A 23,517-nucleotide genomic window follows, 5' to 3' on the forward strand; every position below is an offset into this window, starting at 1 on the left:
TAAACTTTATCTTTGTAAAAAATAAAATATGTTCAGCAACTTTGCTTTTACCATTTTTAACGAGAGTATAGATAATTATCATCTTAAAGATGATGTTTATCAGGATTTTACCAATCCGTATCCGGCAGATAGTATTGAACATTTACTTTATAGAAAAAACTGGATAGATACCGTCCAATGGCATTATGAAGATATTATACGTAACCCTGAAATTGACCCTAAGGACGCATTGGTCTTAAAACGTAAAATTGATGCCAGTAACCAAGATAGAACGGATTTGGTTGAATATATCGATAGTTATTTCCTAAACAAATACCATTCGGTACAAGTAAAAAATGAAGCTACTATCAATACGGAAAGTCCTGCTTGGGCCATTGACCGTCTTTCTATTTTAGCTTTAAAGATTTATCATATGAAGGAGGAAGCAAGCCGTATAGATGCTTCTGAGGAACATAAGGCCAAATGTCAATCCAAATTGGGTATTCTTTTGGAGCAAAAGAAAGATCTTTCCCAGGCAATAGACCAATTGATAGTGGATATTGAGAACGGCAACAAATACATGAAAGTGTACAAACAAATGAAAATGTATAACGATGAGGAACTAAACCCCATCCTTCGTGGAAAAAAATAGAACACCCCATATTTTGGTTATCCGTTTATCTGCCATGGGAGATGTTGCCATGACCGTACCCATACTGTACGGACTTATAAAAAAATATCCAGATTTACATATAACGGTTGTTACCAAATCTTTTTTTAACCCAATTATAGCACAAATACCTAGAGTCAAGGTTGTTCCTGCCAATGTCAAGCAAAAACATAAAGGATTTTTTGGGCTCTGGAAACTGTATAGCGAGCTAAAGGTGTTGAATATTGATGGTGTTGCAGATTTGCACAATGTATTGCGTAGCTCAATTTTAAAACAATTCTTTAGGTTGCAATCTGTTCCCTTTATACAAATGGATAAGGGTAGAAAGGGCAAGAAACAGTTGACCGATCCAAACAGGAAGTTTTTTAAGCCATTAAAAACTACATTTGAGCGCTATGCTGCTGTTTTTGACAAACTTGGTTATCCCATAGGTATCAATGAAATGCATTCCTTGCCTAAGAAACAAATTCCTTTAAAGAAGAAGGAATTTGTTGTAACACAAACCAAAATTCATATAGGTATAGCGCCTTTTGCAGCGTTTGCAGGTAAAACATATCCAACGGAGTTAATGGAAAAGGTTATTGCTTTATTAGATAATACCAAAAAGTATTCTATTGTTCTTTTTGGTGGATCGGAACAGGAAAAAAAGCAATTGACCGCATGGGAAAAGTCATTTACACTAGTAAAGAATATTGCAGGTATGTATGATTTTAAAGATGAATTGGCCGTGATATCCAATTTAGATTTAATGATTGCCATGGATAGCGGTAATGCCCATTTGGCGGCTATGTATTCGGTACCTACACTAACATTATGGGGCGTTACACATCCCTATGCCGGTTTTTATCCTTTTCAACAACCAATTTCAAACGCTTTATTGGCCGATCGAGAACAATATCCAAAAATACCTACTTCTATTTATGGAAATAAGGTGCCAGAGGGTTACGAAGATGTAATGAGAACCATTACCCCGGAATCAGTTGTTCAAAAAATCAATGAAATTTTAAGTGAACAGTCTTCCTAAATTGGATTAAGTGGTAACGGCTTTGGGTTCCAAACTTTTAAAATATTGTCGCAATTGTGCCATAAACCTATATTTTTTGGCACTGGGTGAACTGCCTACCATTAAGGTCCGCACGCCAAAATAAGAACTCATTAAAAAAGTGGCTACAGCTTCGCAATCTACATGTCTATCCAAAAAACCGTTGAACTTTCCTTTCTGTAACGCGGTAATTAAATTGACTTCCCAAACCGTAACGATTTCGTTTAAATGCTGCATTATAACATCATTCTTTCCATTAAACTCGGCAATGAAATTATGAAGTATACAACCATAATCCATATCATTGTGAACGGCCGTTTCCATAGCATTATCAAAACAGGCAGTAATCAAATTTAAAGGATTTTCATGACCTTCTAATGGTTCAATTAATGTACTGTACACTTTACGGGCCATTAAATTCTGAATGATCTGTACAAAAAAATCCTCTTTGGATTCAAAATGATAATAGAAAGCCCCTTTAGAAAGGTTCAACTCCTTTAAAATATCATCTACACTTGTATTATAATATCCCTTGGAATAAAATAACTGTAGTCCGGTAACTTGAATTCTGTGCATGGTGGCCATGCGCTTAAGGCTCTTGTTCATAATATGTAGATTTGGGTCTAACCGACCATATGGTCTATTCAAAGAACAGATTTTATGTACTGTGGAAGTATATTTCTAGTTGAATGGCACAGTAAACTCGGTAAAAGTTGATTTTACCGATGAAATACAAGGAAATTTTTACCAAAAACAAACTCATTAGTCTGTTATAATGTGTTGTTTTATAGAATGTTACAAAGTAGATATAGATTCAATAATAAGTTATGCAATGATAACCCAGAAAAAATTATATGGATAATAGTTAGTTTATTTAATGGTGTAATATTTAAAGGGGGGAATATGGTTCTCGTTTTTAAACACCGTTATTATATGATGATGAAGATGCTATAAACTAATATTTGTATGCTACAATTAAGGCCTTTAATTTTTAGATATATTAAAATAAAAATGCATTAAAAAAGTTTAGGGTTTATTGATATCCATATTTTTTTAATATAATCTTTTGTCAAATGACCAACCACTATTATCCAACTAGTCCTAATTCAGTACCCAAGTCCCTTACCAAACTGCCATTTTCCTATTTATTAAAATCCATACTCTCTATCTTGGCTATCGTACTTTTCTTTGTACTATATGTTTCTATGGTAATTGGGCTAGGTTACCTGTTCTATTATGCCATTATCTATGATATGGGATATATCAATAAACTTACCATTATCATGAAGGTTGGTGCTATAGCGGGTGCTGCTATGCTATTTGTTTTCTCCCTTAAATTTATTTTCAAATTAAAAAATCACAAGCCCAATAATCGAATTCTATTAAAAAAGGAGGAACATACTGATTTATGGAACTTTATTGAGAAAATATGTGAGGAGACAGGGGCGCCAAGACCCAAAAATATTTATTTAGACCCAGATGTAAATGCTTATGTGGCTTATAGTAATATGTGGCTAAGTCTATTTTTACCCGTAAGAAAGGAGCTAACAATTGGTATGGGGCTTACAGATTGCTTAAACCTTTCTGAGTTCAAGGCAGTTATAAGCCATGAATTTGGACATTTTTCCCAAAGAAGTATGAAAATAGGGAGTTATATTATATCGGCCAATACCATTATTCACAATATGATTTTTGAGCGGGATAAATGGGATGATACTTTAGATCAATGGAGAGCATCAGATATTAGACTATCTGCCGCAGCATGGTTGATTACACCAATCATTTGGTTAATTCGACAAATGCTAAACTTATTTTATCAATTCTTAAATGTCATGTATTCGTCCTTATCTCGCGAAATGGAGTTCAACGCTGATAAAGTTGCGGTCAAAACTTCCGGTAGTGAGGCCATTATATCTGCTCTATGGAAACTAAATGGGGGTTCTACTGTGTGGCACAATACATTAAACCACGCAATCTTAGCATCCAAAAAAAATCTATATGTGGAAAATATTTATATCAATAACGCTTTGGCATTAGAAAGGGAAGCGCCCCATCAAGCACAATTGTTGGAAAGCTTACAGGAAGATAAAAGAGGAGGTAGAATGTATTTTACGGATTCTGAACATTCCAAAGTGGGAATGTATGCTAGCCACCCACCTAATGATAAGCGTGAACATAACGCCAAAACCCCCTATGTTGTATGTGATCAGGACACCCGAAGCCCATGGATATTATTCGGAGAAAAAAGCAGGTTACAAACAGCAATGACCTTGCGTTTATATGAAATATACTTACAAAAAAAACCAACAGATTTTGTCCAGGCTCAAGTGTTGGAAGAGTTTATTAAATCTGAAACACAGGGCGCACATTTGGCAAAGGAATACGATAATACTTTTTCCAATAGATTTTTGCAAATTCCTAATCCGCAAAAACTCAATGCACAAATGGCTAGCTTAAAACCGTCTAAGAAAGTGTTGAAACAATTAAAATTAGAGGTTAAGGATTTAATGCAACCAATTCATGAAATAGAAGCTTTAATGATTAAAGCCCAGGAAATAGCGCAAGGAACCACCAAGGTTAAAACTTTCTCTTTCAATGGCATTGAATATTCAAAAAAGAACCTTGAAAATGGCTATAATTTTTTATTGAACAAACGAGAGGAACACTTTAATTTAAGCTTTGAAAATTGGGATACAAAATTTTGCGCTTTCTTTACGTTACTTGCAAAAGAGGAAGCAAGAGATAATGAATTGGCAAAACTCTATGCGCAACACCAAGCCATAACTTTTTTATATAGGAGTGTAACCACTACTAAGAACAGTATATTAAACAAGGTAACGGATCTTCAAAATGCGGGGGAAATAACTAACGAACAGTTGCAGGGCTTAACCGCTCGTGTAAAAGATTTTTTCCGCACTCTTAACCAAGAGGTTAATGCTTTGGATAAATTACATTTTGTGGAAATGCCCAATGTAGAATCCATAGAGGAGTTAAAAGAAGCTTTGGTTGATAACAGCGAGTTTAAAATTGAAAACGGTCTGATTTTTGAAAATGGAGGTTTTCAAAAAATGATGAACCAGTTAGAATCCACAATCTATAATTGTCAGAGAATTGAACAAAAAAGCATAAGCTGCATTTTATTGTTTCACAAAAACCTGGAATTATTATTGGCGGATTGATATAGTAGCTTAATAATGAAGTCGGGAAATAGTTTAAGTGCTGTATATATATTTATGTCAATGCGGAAAATTCAAGGATGATTTACAAACAATAAATCATCCTTGAATTTTTAAAATTAGGCTACCGTACCTTGGCAACTACTACCGGCCCCTGCGGTACAGCCATAGCAATGTTGGGAAATAATGATATTCCTATCATTTAATATATCCTCATTGTAGTCTTTTATATGTTTTACTTTACTGGCCACTTTTAAATCCAACATTTGGTTAAAATCGCAATCATAAAGCCAACCGTCCCAACTAATGGAAATGGTATTGGTACACATTACATTGGCAACTGCACTGGGGTTATATGCCTCTACTAGTGCATACATGTAGTCCTCATAATTTTCAGATGCGATCAAATAATCCAAAAAGCGGGCAATAGGTAAATTGGTTATCGCAAATAGATTATGAAACTGAATGCCAAAATCCTCTTTCAGCGCTTTTTTAAAATCTTTTTCCATGGCTGCCTGATCACCGGGTAGATATGCGCCAGATGGATTATACACCAAATCTAACCTTAAATCGCTGCCCGGTAGCCCGTATCCTCTTTCATTAAGTTCTTGCAATGCTTTTATCGATTTGTCAAAAACACCGTCTCCACGTTGCTTATCTGTCTTTCCTCTGGTGTAATGGGGCATGGATGATATGACGTGCACATTGTGTTTTTTAAAGAAATCCGGCAGATCATGATATTTTTTATTGGCACGTATGATGGTCAAGTTTGATCGCACGATAAAATCCTTGATTCCTGCTTTGGCGGCCTCTTCAACGAACCATCTAAAATCCGGATTCATTTCCGGTGCTCCACCCGTTAAATCCAACGTGTGGGCCCCTGTGTTTTTAATGACCTCCAGGCATAATTGCATTGTTTCCCTGGTCATAATCTCCTTACGGTCCGGTCCTGCATCCACATGGCAGTGCTCGCAAACTTGATTGCACATATAACCTACATTAATTTGCAGGATTTCCAGTTTTTTAGGGCGAAGTGGAAAATGTCCAATTTTTGCAATTTGATCCTTAAAATAAGGTAGTTCCCCATCAGCAAATATTCCGCCATTAAGTATTTCAAGTTGTTTATTGGAAACCGCTAAATCGTTTCCTTTTGCCTTTAATGATTTTGTAGCCATTTTTTTAGTTGTTCGTTGTTCGTTGTTCATGGTCGGCATTATTTAAAATGCTTCAAATTCTAACATTACAACATATAATTTCTTTTTCTTTTTAATAGATGTTTATGGTAAACACCCTATTTGCAATATCTTATTTAAATTTAAGTGAATTGGCATTTAGAGGTGGATGCTTGGAACAACCAACAACCAAAACAAAATTTACATGGATAATTTATTGTACTTGTTCATCATTTGCACGCCATGTACTAGAGTTGCCCCACTTTCAATGGCAGCGCCAACGTGAACGGCCTCCATCATTTCTTCCTTCGTAATCCCCTTTTGTAATCCGTCTTTGGTATAAGCATCTATGCAATATGGGCATTTAACCACATGGGAAACGGCCAAGGCTATTAATGATTTTTCCCTAGCACTTAGTGCACCTTCTTCGAAAACCTTGCCATAATAATCAAAAAATTTGGTGCCAAGTTCTTCGCTCCATTCGGTAATCTTTCCAAATTTCCTTAAATCTGCCGGGTCATAATACGTATTTGCCATTTTTTTCTGTGTTTTAATTTGTTTTGAATTTTTTTGATCTTGATTAAAGTATATTGGAATTCCCTGTCCCATTTTTTCCACTTCGGGCAGAATTTCCATGTTATCCCATATACCGGATGTAAGGGTATCTCCATAAGCTTCTGGCAAATGGTTGGCATACATTAATTTTTGAGCGGTTTCTGCATCATAGTCAAATGATTTATGGGAATAGAGAACTTTATCATCATGCGTATCCATAATCATATACCAAACCCTGGCCGTACCGTCATTTGCTGGCATACCTATGAGCCCTGGATTTAGCCACAATTTTTCTTTTATGGACTGATGAAAGGGTAGTCCACAGTGTCCTGCAACGATGATATCGCTTTGGGTCTCCTTAAAAGCTTGTTGTTTGCTTTGGTCCGCGTTGGAAGCAAATATGAATTCAGAGGTATTACCAAAATTACCATGTACTACGGTTACTTTTTTGTTTCCGTAATCAAAAGTTATGTATTCCGGTATTTCCTTCATCCAATCCAAAGAAGTTTGTGAAAGATGCCCTTTGGTATAAGGGAACCACATTTTTGAAAAATCATCACATCTACTACCTTCCTTAAAATCGCATCCGCAATCCTCACTATCATTGGCCAATTGTAGCTCAACATTACCAGCTATGCTTATAGCACCCCATTTTCTAAATAGCTGAACGGTTTCTTCTGGTTGTGCGCAATAACCTGTAATATCACCGGTACATATACAATTTTCCGGTGCAATACCTTCTTCCTGGGCAATGGTTATCAAACGCTCCAATGCCTGAAGGTTACTATATACACCCCCAAAAAGCAACAGCTTTCCGTTTTTTGTGCCTATATGTTTTATTTCTTTATCCATGTTGGTATATGATAAGCAAAAAGGCAACAAATTATGCCCCAAAAATTAACCCAAAGTAAATCGGCATACTTGCCGGTCGTAAATATCAATCCTGCCGGAAACCAGTTTAAAAGGAGTAAACATCCAAAAAATATTCCTCCAAATACACTTAAATGAAAGCTCAGTCTGGTAGCCTTGTCCTTCCAAAAAATAAAAATAGGTGTTAAGCCTATTACCATAGTACCGCTAATTGTGGTGGCAGATAAAATTTCTGCATTTAGAAATACAGGTATGGTACCTACTATAGCAATGATTATCATAGACCATCTACCTATGGTAAGCGTATTCCCTAATTTTAAATCTACGGCCAATAATTTTGAAAATGAGGAAAATGTAGAATCAAGAGTAGATGCCGCTGAGGTTATCATAATAAAATTAATAACCAACAAGATTACAATACCAAAGGCCTTGCCGACCTCTACGGCAGCCTGTCCTTCCATTCCTTGAGATTGGGCATACACACCAATAATACTGAACAATATAATACATAGCCCACCTAATATACTGGCCCAAACAAAACTTTTAAGGGTTACTTTAGGACTACTAATAAAACCGCGGTCCGTTAATACAGGGTCATGGAACGGATAGCTAAATGATTGCAGCACTGCTGCAAACAATAAATTTAAGCCCGTGCCAAAGGACCAAGTTCCAGATGTAACTACCTCTTTTACGGTAACGGCATTCGAATTTCCAAAAATTGTGAACAATATTACCGCCAAAAGAATGGTAAACAGACCCATTTGAACAACATCGGTAAAAATAGAACTGCTCATTCCTCCTTTAATGACATAAGCCAATGTCAATGCCGTGAATATTAAGATCGACCAATAATATACGGGAGAACCCATAGGGCCAAAATAGGAACCTATGACCATAGTATTGCTCCATACCTCATTGAACAAACGAATGGCAATAAGGATAGAAAATACCGATATAGCAGATTGCCCAAATTTGGAAGAAAGAAAATGGTGAATACTGGTATACCTTCCTTGCAACCGCATCTTATAAATTATCCACCCGGCTATGGCAAATGACAGATAATAACCGGCATAGGCCACACCTCCCACAATACCATAGTCCAACCCTAAATTGGCCGCATTCGTTATGCTTTTTGCAAAAATCCATGAAATGATCAGACTGCCTGTAAGCATTAGGGTATTTGGGGCTTTCTTATTTTGAACCGCTTTAAAAAACTGATTGGTATTTTTTGCCAAAGGGGAAAGTAAAAACAGCATCAAACTTGATGCTATAATTAAACCCCATTGCCAAATATTTACTTCAGTCATTTTTTGTTTTTTCTACTAAGTCCTAACTTGATTATTCATCCCACCACACCGGAACATTTATACTATTGCCATCGGTTTTATTTGCAGCCTCTGCATAGTTGTTACTGTTCAATGCTTCTTCTTCTGCAGGATATGGCATTCTTACTGGAATAATATTATTGTTCAAACTTGCCGATATTGTACGTAATTGGGGAAATCCAGTTCTTCTATATTCTATCCAACCATCATAACCGTTGATCGCATTGGCAATCCATTTTTGAGTGATGATATTTTCTAGTTCCACCCCATTTTCAAGGGCTGCATTATTCATTATATAATTTTCGGGAAGGGGTACTTGCCAATACTCAAAGGCCTGGGAAATACCCATTTGGTATAGACTTTCAGTATTACCGGATATATATCCTTTTAGTGCGGCCTCTGCCAATAAAAAATGTGTTTCCATACTGGTCATGAAGTTGGCATCCAACAATCCTGTATTTTCCCTAAAAATTGTTCCCAATAACGAATAATCCGCAACAGAAACCCCGGTAGAGGCATCAATACCGTTCAGCAGGCCTTTAAAGTTGTTGTCGCCAGCATTACCTATAGGTCTATACAACCTTTCAATTCGTGGATCGTTCAATGCCTTCAAAATATCTTCCATGGTTTCCGATAGCACATAATTATTGAAATCCCCGATCCTTAGCCTTGCCAACCTAAAATTATTGGGCTCACCATCCGTAAAATTAAAAATGGCATTTTGCATGTTAGTGACTATATAGTTATCCTCATTAAAAATGGATTGTAATTGGGGAGCTACATCTACTTTAGCAGAAATACGCATTAGGTATTTTATCTTCAACGAATTTGCAAAACGAATCCATCCTGATAAATCGCCCTCGTATAAGATATCACCTTCTAAACCAATTGTGCCCGTATAGTTTTCCAATGCAGTTATTCCCAATTCAAGGTTGTTCAATATGCCCCCGTTATCCAAATAAATAGCTTCTTGACTATCATAAGCAGGCGTTACCGTTTCAGCATTGCCTTTAAAAGCTTCCGAATAAGGGACATCCCCATATAAATCCGTCAATGCGGCGGCCATATATGCCTTTAGGATTCTTGCAGGGCCTTCATATACCGCAAATGCAGTATTTTCCTGGGATAGGTTCAATAGTATTTCGTTGTCCCTTAAATTTTGGTACAATATTGGCCAAGGATTTCCGCCCAACTGAGGTGATTTTAGATCATGACGATCAAAAAGGTTAAAATCCAAAGCGGTACTGTATTGACCCAATAAATTACCGGCAGTAAATCCTTCATAGGACATTTGCTCACCATAATCATAAATGACCTGTCTCAACAAGAGGCTAGGTTGTACCGTAACGGGGGCATTGGTATTGGTATTTATTTCTTCGAAATCTCTAGTACATCCAATAAAAACCAACAAAATAAATATGTTATAAAATTTTCTCATGTTTTTTTAAAAATTAAATGAGGCCTTACATCCTATACTTCTAGTGGTAGCGTAGGACATGTCCTCTACGCCACTTATAAAACCATTACCCTGTACGGCCAATTGTTCTGGGTCAAAATGTGGGTTTTCCGTTATTGCGAACAGGTTTTTTCCAATTATGGACAGGTTCAATGTTGCATCTGTATTAAAAAGGTTCAGATTATTGAATGTGTAGCCAATAGCCAATTGCCGTAATTTTAAAAATGAGGCGTCATACGTATTGTTCTCTTCATGGTTTCTATCATAAAATTGACGGTAATAGCTCTCTGCGGAAACTGCTATGGTGTTAGGAACATACACAGGGCTCTCTTCCGTACCCGTATTGACCACACCTTCGGGTACAATACCGAATTCTGGTCTAAACGCGGTTTCTGCCAACTGACCACCCACGTTACCCAATGCTTTTGTCCTTGAAACCAAAATACCTCCTTGCCTCCAATCTAAAAGAAAGCCTAAATTCCAATTTTTGTAGTTGAACCGATTATTAAACCCTACCATAAAATCAGGATTATAATTACCCAATTTTTGTAGATCGTTATTGGGGATGTATCGTCCTTCATCCGTCAAGATAAAATCACCATTTTCATTTCTTAAATACCCTGTTCCATAAATATCACCAATTCTACCTCCTTCTTCTACCTGAAAAAATACCGTTTGGTTCTGACTGTCATATATTCGTGAATAGGCCAGTGTTAAACGGCCATCTTCTTGTGGCAGGCTTTCTACTGTTGAACGGTTGGTGCTAATGTTCACGGTACTGTTCCAGTTAAAATTTTCACTCACTATGGGCGATATGCCCAATATGACTTCCAAGCCTTTAGAGCGGACTTCGCCGCCATTGACAACCTGTTGGGTATAACCAGACGAGATACCTATGGGCAATGCAATGATTTGATCTTTGGTCAATGCATTATAATAGGAAATATCAAAATGAAGTTGGTCACGGAACAATCTTATATCAGCTCCAACTTCAAAAGAAGAGGTACGTTCTGGCTGTAAATTAGGATTGGCAATGATATCTGTGTTACTAAAAGTGGGTTGGCCATTAAATGGGGTCTGTGCAATAAAAGTACTACTGGTCTGGTACGGATTGGTGTCATTACCTACTTGCGCCCAACTTGCCCTTAGTTTGGCAAACGATATACTTTTAGGCAAATCAATTACCTCCGACAAAATAAAACTGCTGGAAACCGAAGGATAAAAGAAAGAGGTGTTTTCCACGGAAAACGGTGTGGCTAATGCACTGGACCAATCATTACGACCGGTTATATCCAAATAAAGGTAATTTTTATAACCAAATTTGGCCAAACCATACAAACTATTAATGCGCTTGTTGGATTCATATTCAAAAACCTCTATTGGTGATGCCGCGTTGGATAACCTAAAAATACCCGGTTGTGCCAGACTTGTGGTCTGTGATTGTGAGGTAAACGCTTGTTGGTCCAGCCTGTTCCCACCTATGGATACATCTACACTAACATCATTGAACCGATTGGTGTAATTTAATAGAAAATCACTGTTTATCTCTCTAAAGAACACATTATGCTCTGCATAACCACCGTTTTTAAAACGATTGGAACTATATGCCCTTCGTAGTTGACGCAATTCACTAGAATAGTCCATACCCGTTCTTATGGAAGCCGTTATATGATCCGTTATGTCATAACTGGCAGAAATATTACCAAATATACGATCCCTATTAAAGGAGTTTCTATTTTCATAAAGGATGAAATAGGGATTGTCAAAGTAAGTATAATTAAAGGAATACTGTTGAACGCCTTCTAGGCCAGGTTGCCAGTAGTCCCTAAGATTATTGATGTTAAGCGAACGTGGTCCCCAGGCAACAAGGGAATAATTGACATTTTCGGAACCGTAACCGTTAGATGGGCGGTTATCACTCTTTGAGTTGATATAACTAATGGATGAATTAATCGCTAATTTGTCAATTGGTTGAAAATTTAGTCGAGTGCCAATGGTCTGTCTGTCCAAATTAACACCGGGAATTATCGATTCACTGCGCATGTCGGTAAACGACAGTCGGTAATTGCCCTTATCAAACCCTGATGCTATGGAAATGTTATTAATAAAAGTAGTGCCCGTTCTATAAAAATCCTTTAGGTTATCCGGGTGGGACCTAAATTCAGTTGGTGTAATGGTATTGCCATTATATAGAGAAGTATCTCCGCCACGTACTGTTGAACCATCTGCCAAAGTAACCGGACCATCAAATTGGGGCACAAGGTTGCCCACATCCAAACGGGGCCCCCAGCTGTAGGTTATCAAATCATTGGTTCCTCTGCCCAATCCGTCCACAAATGCAAAAGCACCGGAATTTCCTTGTCCGTACTCATTTTGAAAATCCGGTAATTGAAAAGCGGTATCCATAAAAAAGCTGGTATTGTAACTAATTCCCAAACCCTTTATGTTTTTACCTGTTTTAGTTTCTATAATTATAACACCGTTAGAGGCTCTAGTACCGTAAAGAGCAGCGGCACTGGGACCTTTTAAAACCGAAACTTCTGCAATATCATCTGGATTTACCTCCATTGCACCATTTCCAAAATCAATCTCCTGAAAACCTGCAGCTGCCTCATTGGTAAAATTGAAAATGGAAGCGTTGTTGATGGGTACACCATCCACCACAAATAACGGATTGTTATTGGAAAACGAGGCCTCGCCCCTTATGGTAATCTTTGAAGAGGAACCTACGCCTGTAGCGCCTTGATTAATGGTGACACCTGCAAGTTTACCCGATAGATTATCTAAAAAGTTAACCGACTTAACTTCTGTAATTCCTTCGGTATCCAAACTTTGGACTACATAACCCAACTCTTTGGTTTCCCTTTTCAATCCTAAAGCGGTCAATACTACTTCTTCAAGAATTTCGGTCGCTTCGGTTAGGGCAATGGAAATGTTTTTTTGATTATTAATCTTTAATATTTGGGTGGTATATCCCAATGCTGAAAACTCCAATTCTCCGGTGCGTGAAGGTACGGAGATGGAAAAATAACCGTCGTCATTGGTAATGGTACCGGTAGACGTACCTACCGACAAGATATTGACAAAAGGTATTGGGTTACCATTAACATCGCTAACAGTACCAGTAATGGTATCTTGAGCGTTGGCCTTGCATAGTAACAGCAAGGTCAACACAAATAAAATGTGTTTCATAAAAGGCTTTTTGTACTACATTATCATTTATCCAACTGTTGGATAAAGGGGGATTGGGATAAATGAATTTGCTGGAGAGCCTTTATTAAAGTAGCAGCGGGTAGCATAGCTATCTATATAGTTATGGAGGGTGTAGTATAGGTGTTCAATATTTCTTAATATACTTAGGATGAGCAACAACAGTGTAGTTGACAAACTATAAGAAAATGACAATATGGATTTTAGATCCTTTTCCGTATCAAGGTCTTGTAATACGGGTAATAGAACTACCTCTAGAGACTTTTTCTTTAGGGACAATGATATTTGGTTGAACAGGCCAAACCTTTGCCAAGGAAGGTTTTTTAGATCGTTGCTGTCAAAATTTACTCTTTGCAGTCCCAATAAATAGAAACCTCCGTCAATAGAACCGCCAATTACGGGTTTTCCTATAGCTAACTGTTTTGCGGTATATGTTAAATGTTGTGTTGTTAACTGCGGAGTGTCATTTCCTATTACGATAATATTATGAAAACCTATATCATATATGGCCGTCATTGCATTGGTAAACCTTTCGCCAAAATTTGAGCCAATTTGCTCTTTTTCCGTGAAATGGAATACCGGCAACCCCGTTCTTCTAGCCTTGCCAAGGGTTACTTGCGTAAGTATATCGAACAGTTTTTCACTGCGTACAATAGATTTACAAACCAATTCCTGTCTGGAAGAATTGGCAAATAATAATATAGCCGTACTGTTCAATGCATTCAATGGGCAGACTTCTTTCTTGTTATTAAACTTACGTAAAAATATTGCAATGGTTTATTTTTTTTGGAATTTCTGAATTTAATAAATGAATCAAATAGATTGAATAAGTCAAAATGTCAGTGTAAACCATTCAGTCGGTTTTATCTATCAAAAAATAAGACTACATATGGTACATCATCGAAATTGGCTTGAAAAAATCGGATAAAAAGTCAATCGTGATCATTAATTAAGGGTCATTTTTAAACTTACAGACTGGTTAGTCTAAAAAATCCCTTAAAATTTCATTTATTTTTAAAAATATTTTAGCATTTATAATCGACCTTATGGCACACCTATTGACAACTTAAGGATAAAAGAATTTAATTAAATTTATGTCATATGAAATCAGATACAAATACTAAAAGTGCTTGGAAAATATATTTATTTTCAGCGTTGATTGCATTTGCGGTCAGTTATGGGGTAATTGAGTTGACCAAGGAACAGACCAAATCAACTTCAGGTGTCACCGTTGTAGAATCAGTACCGGGTAGCCGTGTCCTGTATACCGCGGACAATGAAGGAAATATTAAACCATTGGATTTTACGGACACTTCAGAAAAAGTGCTGGATGCGGTAGTGCATATAAAATCTACCCAAAATGGAACCAGCTATGGAAATCAAGGTGCACGTGAATTGCCCGATCCGTTCAAGGAATTTTTTGGTGATATGTTCAAAGGACAATCTCCTGAAGGTATGCAGTCCAGACCACGTGTTGGTACCGGGTCTGGTGTCATCATCAATGATAAAGGGTATATCGTAACCAATAACCATGTAATTGACAATGCAGATGAGGTAGAAGTTACTTTGTACAACAACGAATCATATAAAGCTACGGTAATAGGGACAGACCCAACTACAGATTTAGCATTATTACAGATTAAGGCAGATAACCTTAAAACAATGGCCTTAGTGAATTCTGATGATGTTGAGGTGGGTGAATGGGTCTTGGCCGTTGGTAATCCTTTAGGATTAAATTCTACGGTTACCGCTGGTATTGTTAGTGCAAAGGCAAGAAGTATACATATTAATACGGACAAATTTGCCGTGGAGAGTTTTATCCAAACAGATGCGGCCATTAATCCGGGCAATAGTGGAGGTGCTTTGGTAAACCTTGATGGCAATCTGGTCGGTATCAATACGGCTATAGCAAGTAGAACAGGAACCTACACCGGCTATGGTTTTGCCGTTCCAAGTAATATTGTTACCAAAGTGGTAGAAGACCTTTTAAAATATGGCAATGTTCAGCGTGGTATGTTAGGGGTGACCATACGTACCATGGACAGTAACTTGGCTAAGGAAAAGGATGTGGACTTTACAAAAGGTGTTTGGGTAGAGCAAGTTGGTGAGGACAGTGGTGCAGATTTGGCCGGTATTGAAGCTGGTGATATTATTGTAAGTGTCAATGGTAAGGAAACCGCCACATCCCCTAGATTACAGGAAATTATTGCTGGCAAAAGACCTGGTGACAAAGTAATGGTTACCATTAATAGAAATGGCAGGGAGAAAGAATTAGAAGTAGAGCTTCATAATTCTCAAGGAGGTACAGATATTATTAAAAAAGAAAAGAAAGAGGTATTTAACCTTCTTGGAGCCGATTTTGAAAACTTAAGCAAAGACCTTGGTAAGAAGTTGGATATAGATGGTGGAGTTCAGGTTACAAAACTTTATCCCGGAAAAATAAAGAAGGAAACACAAATGAGAGAAGGGTTCATTATAACCCATATTGATGGTAAGCGTATTAAGGACATTAATGATATAGCCTCATTATTGGAAAATAAAAAAGGCGGGGTAATGTTAGAAGGTGTATATGAAGATGGTTCTAAATATTATTATGCCTTCGGATTGGATTCATAGTCCGCTTTAATGATTAATTTTATGCCAAGTGGATAATGTTGTCCACTTGGCATTTTTTTTGAAATTAATTCTAGATAGATGCAAATACGTTCAAAATCCATAGGATTGGTACTTTCAGGTGGTGGTGTACGCGGTATGGCACATATAGGTGTTATCAAGGCCATGCAGGAATTTGGCCTGGAAGCAAAGGTCGTAGCCGGAAGTAGTGTAGGGGCATTGGTAGGTGCCTTGTACGCAGCAGACAAATCCGTAGTAGATATGCTTTATTTTTTTAAGGACACACCACTTTTTAAATATAATTATTTTGCTGTTGCCAAACCCGGTCTTTTAAATACCGAACGGTTTATAGATGCGTTTCTGCATTATTTTCCTGAAGATAGTTTCGAGGCCCTTAAAAGAGAACTTTTTGTTGTGGCCACTAATTTGGAGCAAGGCGAAGAAGTGTTTATCAATGAAGGGGCATTAATTCGTGCTCTCTTGGCGTCTGCAGCTTTACCACCCGTTTTTAGTCCCATTGAATATAATGGTGCACTACATGCAGATGGTGGCATTATGAATAACTTTCCGGCGGAACCGGTGGTAAAACGTGTAGATTATGTCATTGGCAGTAATGTGTCATTGGTTGCCAAATTGGAGAAAAAGCATTTAAACAATTCATTTCAATTGACCGGAAGAGTTACTGGCCTTATGATTTATGCCATAAATAGAGAAAAAATAAATAATTGCGACTTGATCATTGAACCACAGGAACTGGAACATATAGGTATTTTGGACCGTAGAGGTATTGAAAAGGCCTATGCCATTGGGTATGAGACCGCCGTTCGTAAATTAAGCGCAATTTTACCCAACTAGTTAAGCATGGCACTCAATAATAAGGTACCTACACCCCACAGGACTAAGGAAATTGCTCCACCAATTACCAAAAAATGTTTGAACTTATATATTCCCATACTATAGATCAATGCGTTGGTTTGATAGCCTAATGGGGTGAAAAAACTAAAGTTAGACGCGAACATAACGCATAAAATAAAAGGTCTTGGGTCCAAACTTAAACCACTGGCCAATGAAATACCTATCGGTGCCATTATAATTGCCGTAGCATTATTGGAAACGACACTACTAAACAGCATGGTGGTCAAAAACAATAACCCAATAATAAATGTTGGTTGTTGACCTGCCATTAAGGATAATAGCTCCTCTGTGATCCAAGTGTCTGCTTTGGCATTGCTCATTGCAATTCCTAATGGAATCATACCTGCCAATAAAAATATAATCTGCCAATTTATCTTTTCATAGATACGGTTTAATTCAACACATTTAAACAATAGCATGGCCAATGTTCCGGTAATAACACTGGTCATAACCTCAAATACACCCGTTGCGGCCATTGCAATTGTGGCGACAAGAATTATAATAGATAGGTTTCTTTTAAAAGGTGTGGCAGGTGTACGGCCTTCAAATTGGTTAAGTACCGCCAAATTGTTACTGTTCTCAAAATTTGAAACATATTCCGGTTTGGTTTGTATCAATAACCGGTCGCCCACATGAAGTTGGGTAAATTCGTGATTGCTCTGGTGAAGTCGGTTTTTTAATATTCTTAATTTCTTTCTTTTGTTGACCGCTAGTGGTATTGCCCTTGGAATCAACATGGTTTTAAGCTCGGTTAAATTTCTACCTAAAAATTTAGATCCCGGTAACAGCAATAATTCCAACAATAAGTTTTCATCCTTAGACTGCTTAACTTCTTTGCTCTTTTTGTCAGAATCACTAACCTTTTTGATCTGGGTGTTTTTTGTAGATTGAAACCTGTCATTTTTTTCAACATCAATCTCAAAATAACCTTCGCCACGCATTTTTTGAAGATTTTCCAGACTGCAATGCAAAAGGATAATATCGTTAGGTTGAATCAATAGTTCATGATTCAATAAATTCTGGTCATAGCCATTTCTGGTGAGTCGTAAAACGGTAATATCCGTTTCCTTGAACATAAAACTTTCGCCAATTGGCTTTCCTACCAGAGGGGAATCTGCTTCAACCGTAAGGGTCAATAAATAGCGATTAAGGTCATAGTTATCGGATAGTTCACCTGTGTCCTTTGGCAAAAAGCGATAGAATACTGCAATGATACCCATGGAGATGCCTAAAAAAATGACGCCCATTAACGAAAATTCAAAGAAACCAAGTTTTTCCCCTGTGTACCTTGCTGCAATATTGTTGACCAATAAATTGGTAGAGGTGCCCATTAAGGTGCAACTACCGCCCAATATACTGGCAAAGGAAATAGGCAACAATAATTTGCCCGGGGGCAGTTGGTATTTTTCCCGTAATTCCGCTACGATCTTAATGAATACAATGACTACCGCTGTAGAACTTACAAAAGCGGAAATGCTTCCTGCAATGAGCATAATGGCAAGCATGGCCAAAACAATGGGCCAGTTTTTCAAAATTTTTAGTCCTTTGGCCAAATATGATATTGCACCGTTTTCTTCTAGTCCGATCGCTAAAATCATCAAACAAAGAATGGTGATGACCGCTTTGTTTGAAAAACCGCTTACAGCTTCTTCTGGAGACACCAAACCTGTCAGTAAAAGTGCGGCTATGATACAAAAGGAAATCTTATCCATTGGAAATATCTCAAACGCAAACAAAAAAATAACTGCCGCAATGATGATAAAAACACCAATGATCTCTATGGTCATACCTTTAAATTATTGAAAATTCTATCAAAGGTATTTCAACTGCTCAATAAGAATAACTCAATCCATTTAAATTTTGGCTTTGATAAGGAAGGATTAAATAAAAAACAAAAAACGCCTTTGCATGGTGCTAAACAATTTGATGGATAGGAACATCTATTCAACAGATTGCTTCAGTACGCTTACAAAGGCGTTACAATAAAGTTTGTTTTGCGCTTATCTATACATCATCATAATCTACCTTTATAGTAGGTGTAGTGGCGTGTGCCTGGCAAGTTAAAATAAAGCCGTCCGCTATTTCCTTGTCCGTTAGAATCTGGTTCATGACCATTTCTGCATGGCCTTCGGTTACTTTGGCTATACAACTGCTGCATACCCCTCCTTGGCAAGAATATGGTGCATCAATGTTTTCTTTAAGAACGGCATCAAGAATTAAGGTTTTCTTGTCCATCGTAAACTGAAATTCCTCATCATCAACAAGGACCGTAACTGCTGTTTGACCATCGGCCTGTATAGGTAGTTCCTCTTTTATTTCAGTAGGTGTAAAAAGTTCAAAATGGATTTTATCCTTGTCAACTTCATTCTCAATTAAAGTATCCTGTACCAAACGGATCATCTCCTCTGGTCCACATAAATAGTATCCATCAAAATCAACGTCCTTATGTTTGTTCAATAATGCATAATTTACCGTTGATGTATCTATTCTACCAAATAAAGCCTTGTCTTCTCTGGTTTGGCTATTGGTAAAGTATACAAAAAACCGATTGGCATATTCTAACTCCAATTTCACCAAATCTGTATAGAACATAGTCTCCTCGTACGATTTGTTACCGTACACCAACACAAATATATTCTTTGGGTTACTATCTAAAACGGACTTTACAATGCTCATAATAGGGGTTATTCCACTACCTGCTGCAAATGCGGCAATGTTCTGTACCTCTTTTGTTCTCTTAAAAACAAAACGACCTTCTGGTTCCATAACCTCTAAAGTATCGCCTACCTTTAATTGTGAATTGGCGTAATTGGAGAATCCGCCATTGTCTACCTTTTTGATTCCAATGGTGATACCATCCTTGTCCGTAGATGAACTAATAGAGTATGCTCTTCTAAGTTCTTTGCCCTTTATTTCTTTTTTTATGGTGATATACTGACCCGCCGTAAAGGTGAAAGTCTGTGCCAATTCTTTAGGAATTGAAAATGTAACGGCAACAGATGTTGGCGTTAATTTCTTAATATGTTTTACCGTTAATGGGTGAAATTGCGACATATGTTTATTTCTTTAAATCGATTTACAAAATTAAGCATGCTTTTGCGATATCATATGACATTTGTCAAAAAAGTCTAACGTTCAATGGTATTTGAAGGGTTTTTATCATATTAAATAATTCTTAACTTATCTTTTTTTGAAAAAAACCTATAAAAATTGTCCCTAATTTGATTTCGGTAACGTCATGGAGTAAACAATAAGAACTTAGGGTTAGTTCTATGAACAACTAAAACAATTAAATTATGAAAGATTTTATGATGATTTTCATTGGTGCAGATTACCAAGAATTAGGTTTATCACCAGAACAATTACAGGAACGTATGGGGAAATGGTTTGCTTGGAACGAAAAAATGCAAAAACAAGGCATTGTTAAATCTGGCGATGCATTAATGCCCCAAGTAAAAAGAGTATCCGGACCAAACCGTACCGTTACAGATGCTCCTTTGATCGAAGGTAAAGAATTGATCGGTGGTTACTATATTGTACAGGCTGAAAATGCCGATGCTGTAGTTGAAATCGCTAAAGATTATCCAGATTATGATTTAGACGGTACTGTTGAGATTAGGGAAGTAATGGTTTTTGAGCAGTAAATTAAATGGAACAAAAAGTAGTTGACCATCTTTTTAGACATCATTACGGGAAGATGGTCGCTATTTTAACCCGTTTTTTCGGGTTGTCATATATAGAGACCATTGAAGATGCGGTACAGGATACCTTTATAAAAGCAACTTCGCAATGGCGGACTAAAATACCCAACAATCCAGAGGGGTGGTTGAACCGAGTCGCCAAAAACAGAACCATTGATATTCTTCGTAGTATACAAGCCGAAAAGAATAGAAACCTTAGCATTACAACTGGAGCATCATCTTTACAAATAGACGAACTGTTTTTAGATCATGAGGTTGCAGACAGCCAGTTACGAATGATTTTTGTTGCCTGCCACCCAAGTTTACACCCCAGCGATCAAATAGCCTTTGCACTTAAAACCATTTCCGGCTTTAGTATCAAAGAAATTGCCGCTGCCTTGTTGACCAAAGAAGAAACTATTGCTAAGCGATTATTCCGGGCAAGAAAAACGATCAGCGATAAGAATATTCAGTTTCAATACCCAAGTCCTGAAACTGTTCAAGAACGAATGGCACGGGTTATGGAAGTCATTTACTTAACGTTCAATGAAGGCTTCCATTCTACAAACAAGGAAAAATTAATTAAAGAAGATTTATGTGGCGAAGCTATTCGCCTTTGTCAATTACTTTTAAAAAAGGAACAATTTAGAAGTGGCAGTTTGTATGCACTTTTTGCATTGCTTTGTTTTCATATGTCACGACTGGAAAGCAAAGTTTCCTCTGACAATCAAATAGTTAATTTGCAACACCAAGACCGTACCAAATGGTATTTTCCATTGGTAAAGATGGGAAACAGCGCCATGCTTAAAGCTACGGAATACGACGATACCTCTGTGTATCATTATGAAGCTGCCATAGCCTCTGAGCATTTAAATGCCAAAACTTTTAAAGATACCAATTGGAAAAACATCTCTTATTGGTACGAACAATTGTATATGTTTGAACCCAATATGTTTACGTTATTAAATCATGCAATAGTATGTCTTCAGTTATCTGAATTTGAAAAAACACATCAATTATTAAAAAGCATTAATGTTGCAGAACTTGGTCAAAGGATCTATTTATATTACGGCTGTTATGCGGAATATTATATGAAAATAGGAGAGAAAGATTTGGCAATCTCTTTTTTGGACAAAGCATTGGCTGGGACTACGAATAGGTTAGAAAGGGACTATTTGGCTTGGAAGAGGCAAACATTGCTGAATTAATGTTGGACTATTCGTTTAGTCCAGTGCTTTCTATAGTTATACCAGGAACTATTTAAATGTAAAATGAAATTGGTTAATGTGTTTGTTTCCGTTCTTCGGGAATTTTAATTTATCCAACTTGTAACAATTCAAAGTCTTTTATTACTTATAGCATGTACGCTAAAAACCAACTCAATGTTCAAACGCTTTTCTTCCTTACAATGGAAATCTTTTTTTAGGTCATCCAACCTTGGCAAAAGTCTTGGCATTAAAATCTTAATGGGTTTTTTTGGAGTCTATATGCTTTTATCCCTTGCTGGTATGGGTACGGGTATGTATTTCATTTTAAAGAAAGTATTTCCCGATCAAAGCCCAATGTGGAGCATTAGCCAATATTTTGTGTATTGGATATTGATTGAATTGTTCTTGCGGTATTTTATGCAAAAACTTCCGGTGATGGATATAAAGCCTTTTTTAACCACCCCGGTAAAGAAAAGTACCATAGCACATTATATCTTGGGAAGGTCTGCGGCATCTATCTATAATTTATTGACTTTGTTCTTTATTGTACCTTTTGCAATTGTGCTATTGTTCAACAACTACCCTGTGCTTAATGTTGTATTATGGACAATAGGCGTTATGGCCATTGTATTTTGCATTAATTATGTCAATTTACTGGTCAATAAAAACGAAAAAGTACTCATTGGTATTGGTAGTGTACTTGCCCTTGGCTATGGGTTGGATTATTTCGGGATATTTTCAGTAAAAACATTTTTTGCCCCTATTTTTCATGCCCTTTATGCTTATCCCATTACAGTATTTGTGCCCATTGCCTTGGCCGTATTGGTATACTATATCAATTATGGATATTTACGTAACAAGATTTATTTGGATGCAACCTTAAAACCAAAATCCGTTCAGGCAAATACATCAGATATGTCCTGGACTAGAAGATTTGGCGAAATGGGGTCCTTTCTCCAATTAGATCTTAAAATGATTTGGCGAAATAAACGTACCAAGTCGCAAGTTTTTATTTCCATACTCTTTGTATTCTATGGCCTCGTATTCTACACCCAGGATATTTATAGTAGTATGATGCCTATGAAAGCTTTTGTTGGCATATTTATGACAGGTATTTTCCTAAGCAATTTTGGACAGTTTATTCCAGCTTGGGATAGCAGTTATTATAGTATGATGATGTCGCAGAACATACCTATGCGAAAATATTTGGATTCAAAAGCTTCCCTTATAACGGTTAGTGTGGTAGCCATGTTCTTTTTGACTATTCCTTATGTATATTTTGGATGGGATGCCTTGGCCATTAATTTTGGTTGTGCACTATATAATTTAGGAGTTAATATACCGGTCATTTTATACTTTGGCTCCTTTAATAAGAAAAGAATAGAATTAGATCAAAGTCCGTTCGGAAACATGCAAGGAACCAGCGCCACGCAATTTCTAATTATGCTCCCGGTATTGGTAGCTCCCATCATTATCTTTTCCATCTTTTATTACATTTTTAATTTGCAAGTTGCGGTAATTGTATTATCTGTATTGGGTATTATTGGATTTTCAATGAAAAATTATCTGTTGAATATCATTACGGAAGAATACAAGAAAAAGAAATATGGAATGATTGCCGGTTTTAAGGAAAAGGCCAGTTAGCG

At 37.0% G+C, this 23,517-nt stretch carries 17 protein-coding genes and 1 pseudogene; 8 read left to right on the forward strand and 10 right to left on the reverse strand.

What is annotated here, in order from left to right; translation table 11 throughout:
- Window positions 1-28: 28 nt before the first annotated feature.
- Window positions 29-631, forward strand: a complete 603-nt coding sequence (locus JM81_RS11990) for a DUF4254 domain-containing protein (RefSeq protein ID WP_144803734.1) — start codon at window positions 29-31, stop codon at window positions 629-631.
- A complete protein-coding gene (locus JM81_RS11995; RefSeq protein WP_261375024.1) occupies window positions 618-1,673 on the forward strand; it encodes a glycosyltransferase family 9 protein in 1,056 nt (351 codons plus the stop codon). Before JM81_RS11990 ends, JM81_RS11995 begins: the two co-directional genes overlap by 14 nt.
- A 6-nt stretch (window positions 1,674-1,679) precedes the next feature.
- On the opposite strand, the gene JM81_RS12000 is transcribed toward JM81_RS11995, so the two are convergent.
- On the reverse strand, window positions 1,680-2,297 hold the full coding sequence (locus JM81_RS12000; RefSeq protein WP_144803736.1) for a TetR/AcrR family transcriptional regulator: 618 nt from the start codon (window positions 2,295-2,297) through the stop codon (window positions 1,680-1,682).
- Between the two features lie 467 nt (window positions 2,298-2,764).
- On the opposite strand from JM81_RS12000, the gene JM81_RS12005 reads away from it, so the two are divergent.
- Window positions 2,765-4,870: a M48 family metalloprotease gene (locus tag JM81_RS12005; RefSeq protein ID WP_144803738.1), complete on the forward strand. Its 2,106-nt coding sequence runs from the start codon at window positions 2,765-2,767 to the stop codon at window positions 4,868-4,870.
- Window positions 4,871-4,986: 116 nt separating this feature from the next.
- Here JM81_RS12005 and arsS read toward each other — a convergent pair whose 3' ends face one another.
- The 7 genes and pseudogenes from arsS to JM81_RS12040 form a co-directional block, all read right to left on the reverse strand.
- Window positions 4,987-6,042 (reverse strand): arsenosugar biosynthesis radical SAM (seleno)protein ArsS, encoded by a 1,056-nt coding sequence (gene arsS, locus JM81_RS12010; RefSeq protein ID WP_089258381.1) that lies wholly within the window; start codon window positions 6,040-6,042, stop codon window positions 4,987-4,989.
- A 198-nt stretch (window positions 6,043-6,240) separates the two neighbouring features.
- Window positions 6,241-6,576: an arsenosugar biosynthesis-associated peroxidase-like protein gene (locus JM81_RS12015; RefSeq protein WP_081819435.1), complete on the reverse strand. Its 336-nt coding sequence runs from the start codon at window positions 6,574-6,576 to the stop codon at window positions 6,241-6,243.
- A 234-nt stretch (window positions 6,577-6,810) separates the two neighbouring features.
- Window positions 6,811-7,446, reverse strand: a pseudogene (locus tag JM81_RS12020) (metallophosphoesterase family protein); the annotation flags it as partial.
- The gene (locus JM81_RS12025) at window positions 7,431-8,771 is read right to left on the reverse strand and encodes a sodium:solute symporter (RefSeq protein WP_144803740.1); all 1,341 of its coding nucleotides are present in this window, start codon (window positions 8,769-8,771) and stop codon (window positions 7,431-7,433) included. The gene JM81_RS12025 and the pseudogene JM81_RS12020, both read right to left, overlap by 16 nt.
- Before the next feature lie 31 nt (window positions 8,772-8,802).
- Window positions 8,803-10,227 (reverse strand): SusD/RagB family nutrient-binding outer membrane lipoprotein, encoded by a 1,425-nt coding sequence (locus tag JM81_RS12030; RefSeq protein WP_144803742.1) that lies wholly within the window; start codon window positions 10,225-10,227, stop codon window positions 8,803-8,805.
- Between the two features lie 6 nt (window positions 10,228-10,233).
- Complete coding sequence (locus JM81_RS12035) at window positions 10,234-13,437, reverse strand: SusC/RagA family TonB-linked outer membrane protein (RefSeq protein WP_144803744.1); 3,204 nt, start codon at window positions 13,435-13,437, stop codon at window positions 10,234-10,236.
- A 27-nt stretch (window positions 13,438-13,464) separates the two neighbouring features.
- The gene (locus JM81_RS12040) at window positions 13,465-14,181 is read right to left on the reverse strand and encodes a DUF2064 domain-containing protein (RefSeq protein ID WP_144803746.1); all 717 of its coding nucleotides are present in this window, start codon (window positions 14,179-14,181) and stop codon (window positions 13,465-13,467) included.
- 375 nt (window positions 14,182-14,556) lie between these two features.
- Between JM81_RS12040 and JM81_RS12045 the strand changes: the two genes are divergently transcribed.
- Both JM81_RS12045 and JM81_RS12050 read left to right on the forward strand, forming a co-directional pair.
- Complete coding sequence (locus JM81_RS12045) at window positions 14,557-16,071, forward strand: Do family serine endopeptidase (protein ID WP_144803748.1); 1,515 nt, start codon at window positions 14,557-14,559, stop codon at window positions 16,069-16,071.
- A 78-nt stretch (window positions 16,072-16,149) separates the two neighbouring features.
- On the forward strand, window positions 16,150-16,923 hold the full coding sequence (locus JM81_RS12050; protein ID WP_144803750.1) for a patatin-like phospholipase family protein: 774 nt from the start codon (window positions 16,150-16,152) through the stop codon (window positions 16,921-16,923).
- On the opposite strand, the gene JM81_RS12055 is transcribed toward JM81_RS12050, so the two are convergent.
- Entirely contained in the window at window positions 16,920-18,770 is a 1,851-nt protein-coding gene (locus tag JM81_RS12055; RefSeq protein ID WP_144803752.1) for an SLC13 family permease, read from the reverse strand. The two genes, JM81_RS12050 and JM81_RS12055, sit on opposite strands and share 4 nt — an antisense overlap.
- A 217-nt stretch (window positions 18,771-18,987) precedes the next feature.
- Window positions 18,988-20,037 carry a ferredoxin--NADP reductase gene (locus JM81_RS12060; protein ID WP_144803754.1) on the reverse strand — a complete coding sequence of 350 codons (1,050 nt, stop codon included), beginning with the start codon at window positions 20,035-20,037 and terminating at the stop codon, window positions 18,988-18,990.
- A gap of 242 nt (window positions 20,038-20,279) precedes the next feature.
- Between JM81_RS12060 and JM81_RS12065 the strand changes: the two genes are divergently transcribed.
- The 3 genes from JM81_RS12065 (at window position 20,280) to JM81_RS12075 (ending at window position 23,515) form a co-directional block, all read left to right on the forward strand.
- Window positions 20,280-20,627 (forward strand): YciI family protein, encoded by a 348-nt coding sequence (locus tag JM81_RS12065; protein WP_144803756.1) that lies wholly within the window; start codon window positions 20,280-20,282, stop codon window positions 20,625-20,627.
- A gap of 5 nt (window positions 20,628-20,632) precedes the next feature.
- Window positions 20,633-21,871, forward strand: a complete 1,239-nt coding sequence (locus JM81_RS12070) for an RNA polymerase sigma factor (RefSeq protein WP_144803758.1) — start codon at window positions 20,633-20,635, stop codon at window positions 21,869-21,871.
- A gap of 174 nt (window positions 21,872-22,045) precedes the next feature.
- Window positions 22,046-23,515, forward strand: a complete 1,470-nt coding sequence (locus JM81_RS12075) for a DUF5687 family protein (RefSeq protein WP_144803760.1) — start codon at window positions 22,046-22,048, stop codon at window positions 23,513-23,515.
- Window positions 23,516-23,517: the final 2 nt, after the last annotated feature.

It is taken from the genome of Maribacter sp. MAR_2009_72 (assembly GCF_007827235.1).
Lineage (GTDB): Bacteria > Bacteroidota > Bacteroidia > Flavobacteriales > Flavobacteriaceae > Maribacter > Maribacter sedimenticola.

Coding starts and splice junctions, on each gene's coding strand:
- JM81_RS11990 (WP_144803734.1), top strand. CDS start 29: ATGTTCAGCAACTTTGCTTTTACCATTTTTAACGAGAGTATAGATAAT.
- JM81_RS12000 (WP_144803736.1), bottom strand. CDS start 2,297: ATGAACAAGAGCCTTAAGCGCATGGCCACCATGCACAGAATTCAAGTT.
- JM81_RS12005 (WP_144803738.1), top strand. CDS start 2,765: ATGACCAACCACTATTATCCAACTAGTCCTAATTCAGTACCCAAGTCC.
- arsS (WP_089258381.1), bottom strand. CDS start 6,042: ATGGCTACAAAATCATTAAAGGCAAAAGGAAACGATTTAGCGGTTTCC.
- JM81_RS12015 (WP_081819435.1), bottom strand. CDS start 6,576: ATGGCAAATACGTATTATGACCCGGCAGATTTAAGGAAATTTGGAAAG.
- JM81_RS12025 (WP_144803740.1), bottom strand. CDS start 8,771: ATGACTGAAGTAAATATTTGGCAATGGGGTTTAATTATAGCATCAAGT.
- JM81_RS12030 (WP_144803742.1), bottom strand. CDS start 10,227: ATGAGAAAATTTTATAACATATTTATTTTGTTGGTTTTTATTGGATGT.
- JM81_RS12035 (WP_144803744.1), bottom strand. CDS start 13,437: ATGAAACACATTTTATTTGTGTTGACCTTGCTGTTACTATGCAAGGCC.
- JM81_RS12045 (WP_144803748.1), top strand. CDS start 14,557: ATGAAATCAGATACAAATACTAAAAGTGCTTGGAAAATATATTTATTT.
- JM81_RS12050 (WP_144803750.1), top strand. CDS start 16,150: ATGCAAATACGTTCAAAATCCATAGGATTGGTACTTTCAGGTGGTGGT.
- JM81_RS12055 (WP_144803752.1), bottom strand. CDS start 18,770: ATGACCATAGAGATCATTGGTGTTTTTATCATCATTGCGGCAGTTATT.
- JM81_RS12060 (WP_144803754.1), bottom strand. CDS start 20,037: ATGTCGCAATTTCACCCATTAACGGTAAAACATATTAAGAAATTAACG.
- JM81_RS12065 (WP_144803756.1), top strand. CDS start 20,280: ATGAAAGATTTTATGATGATTTTCATTGGTGCAGATTACCAAGAATTA.
- JM81_RS12070 (WP_144803758.1), top strand. CDS start 20,633: ATGGAACAAAAAGTAGTTGACCATCTTTTTAGACATCATTACGGGAAG.
- JM81_RS12075 (WP_144803760.1), top strand. CDS start 22,046: ATGTTCAAACGCTTTTCTTCCTTACAATGGAAATCTTTTTTTAGGTCA.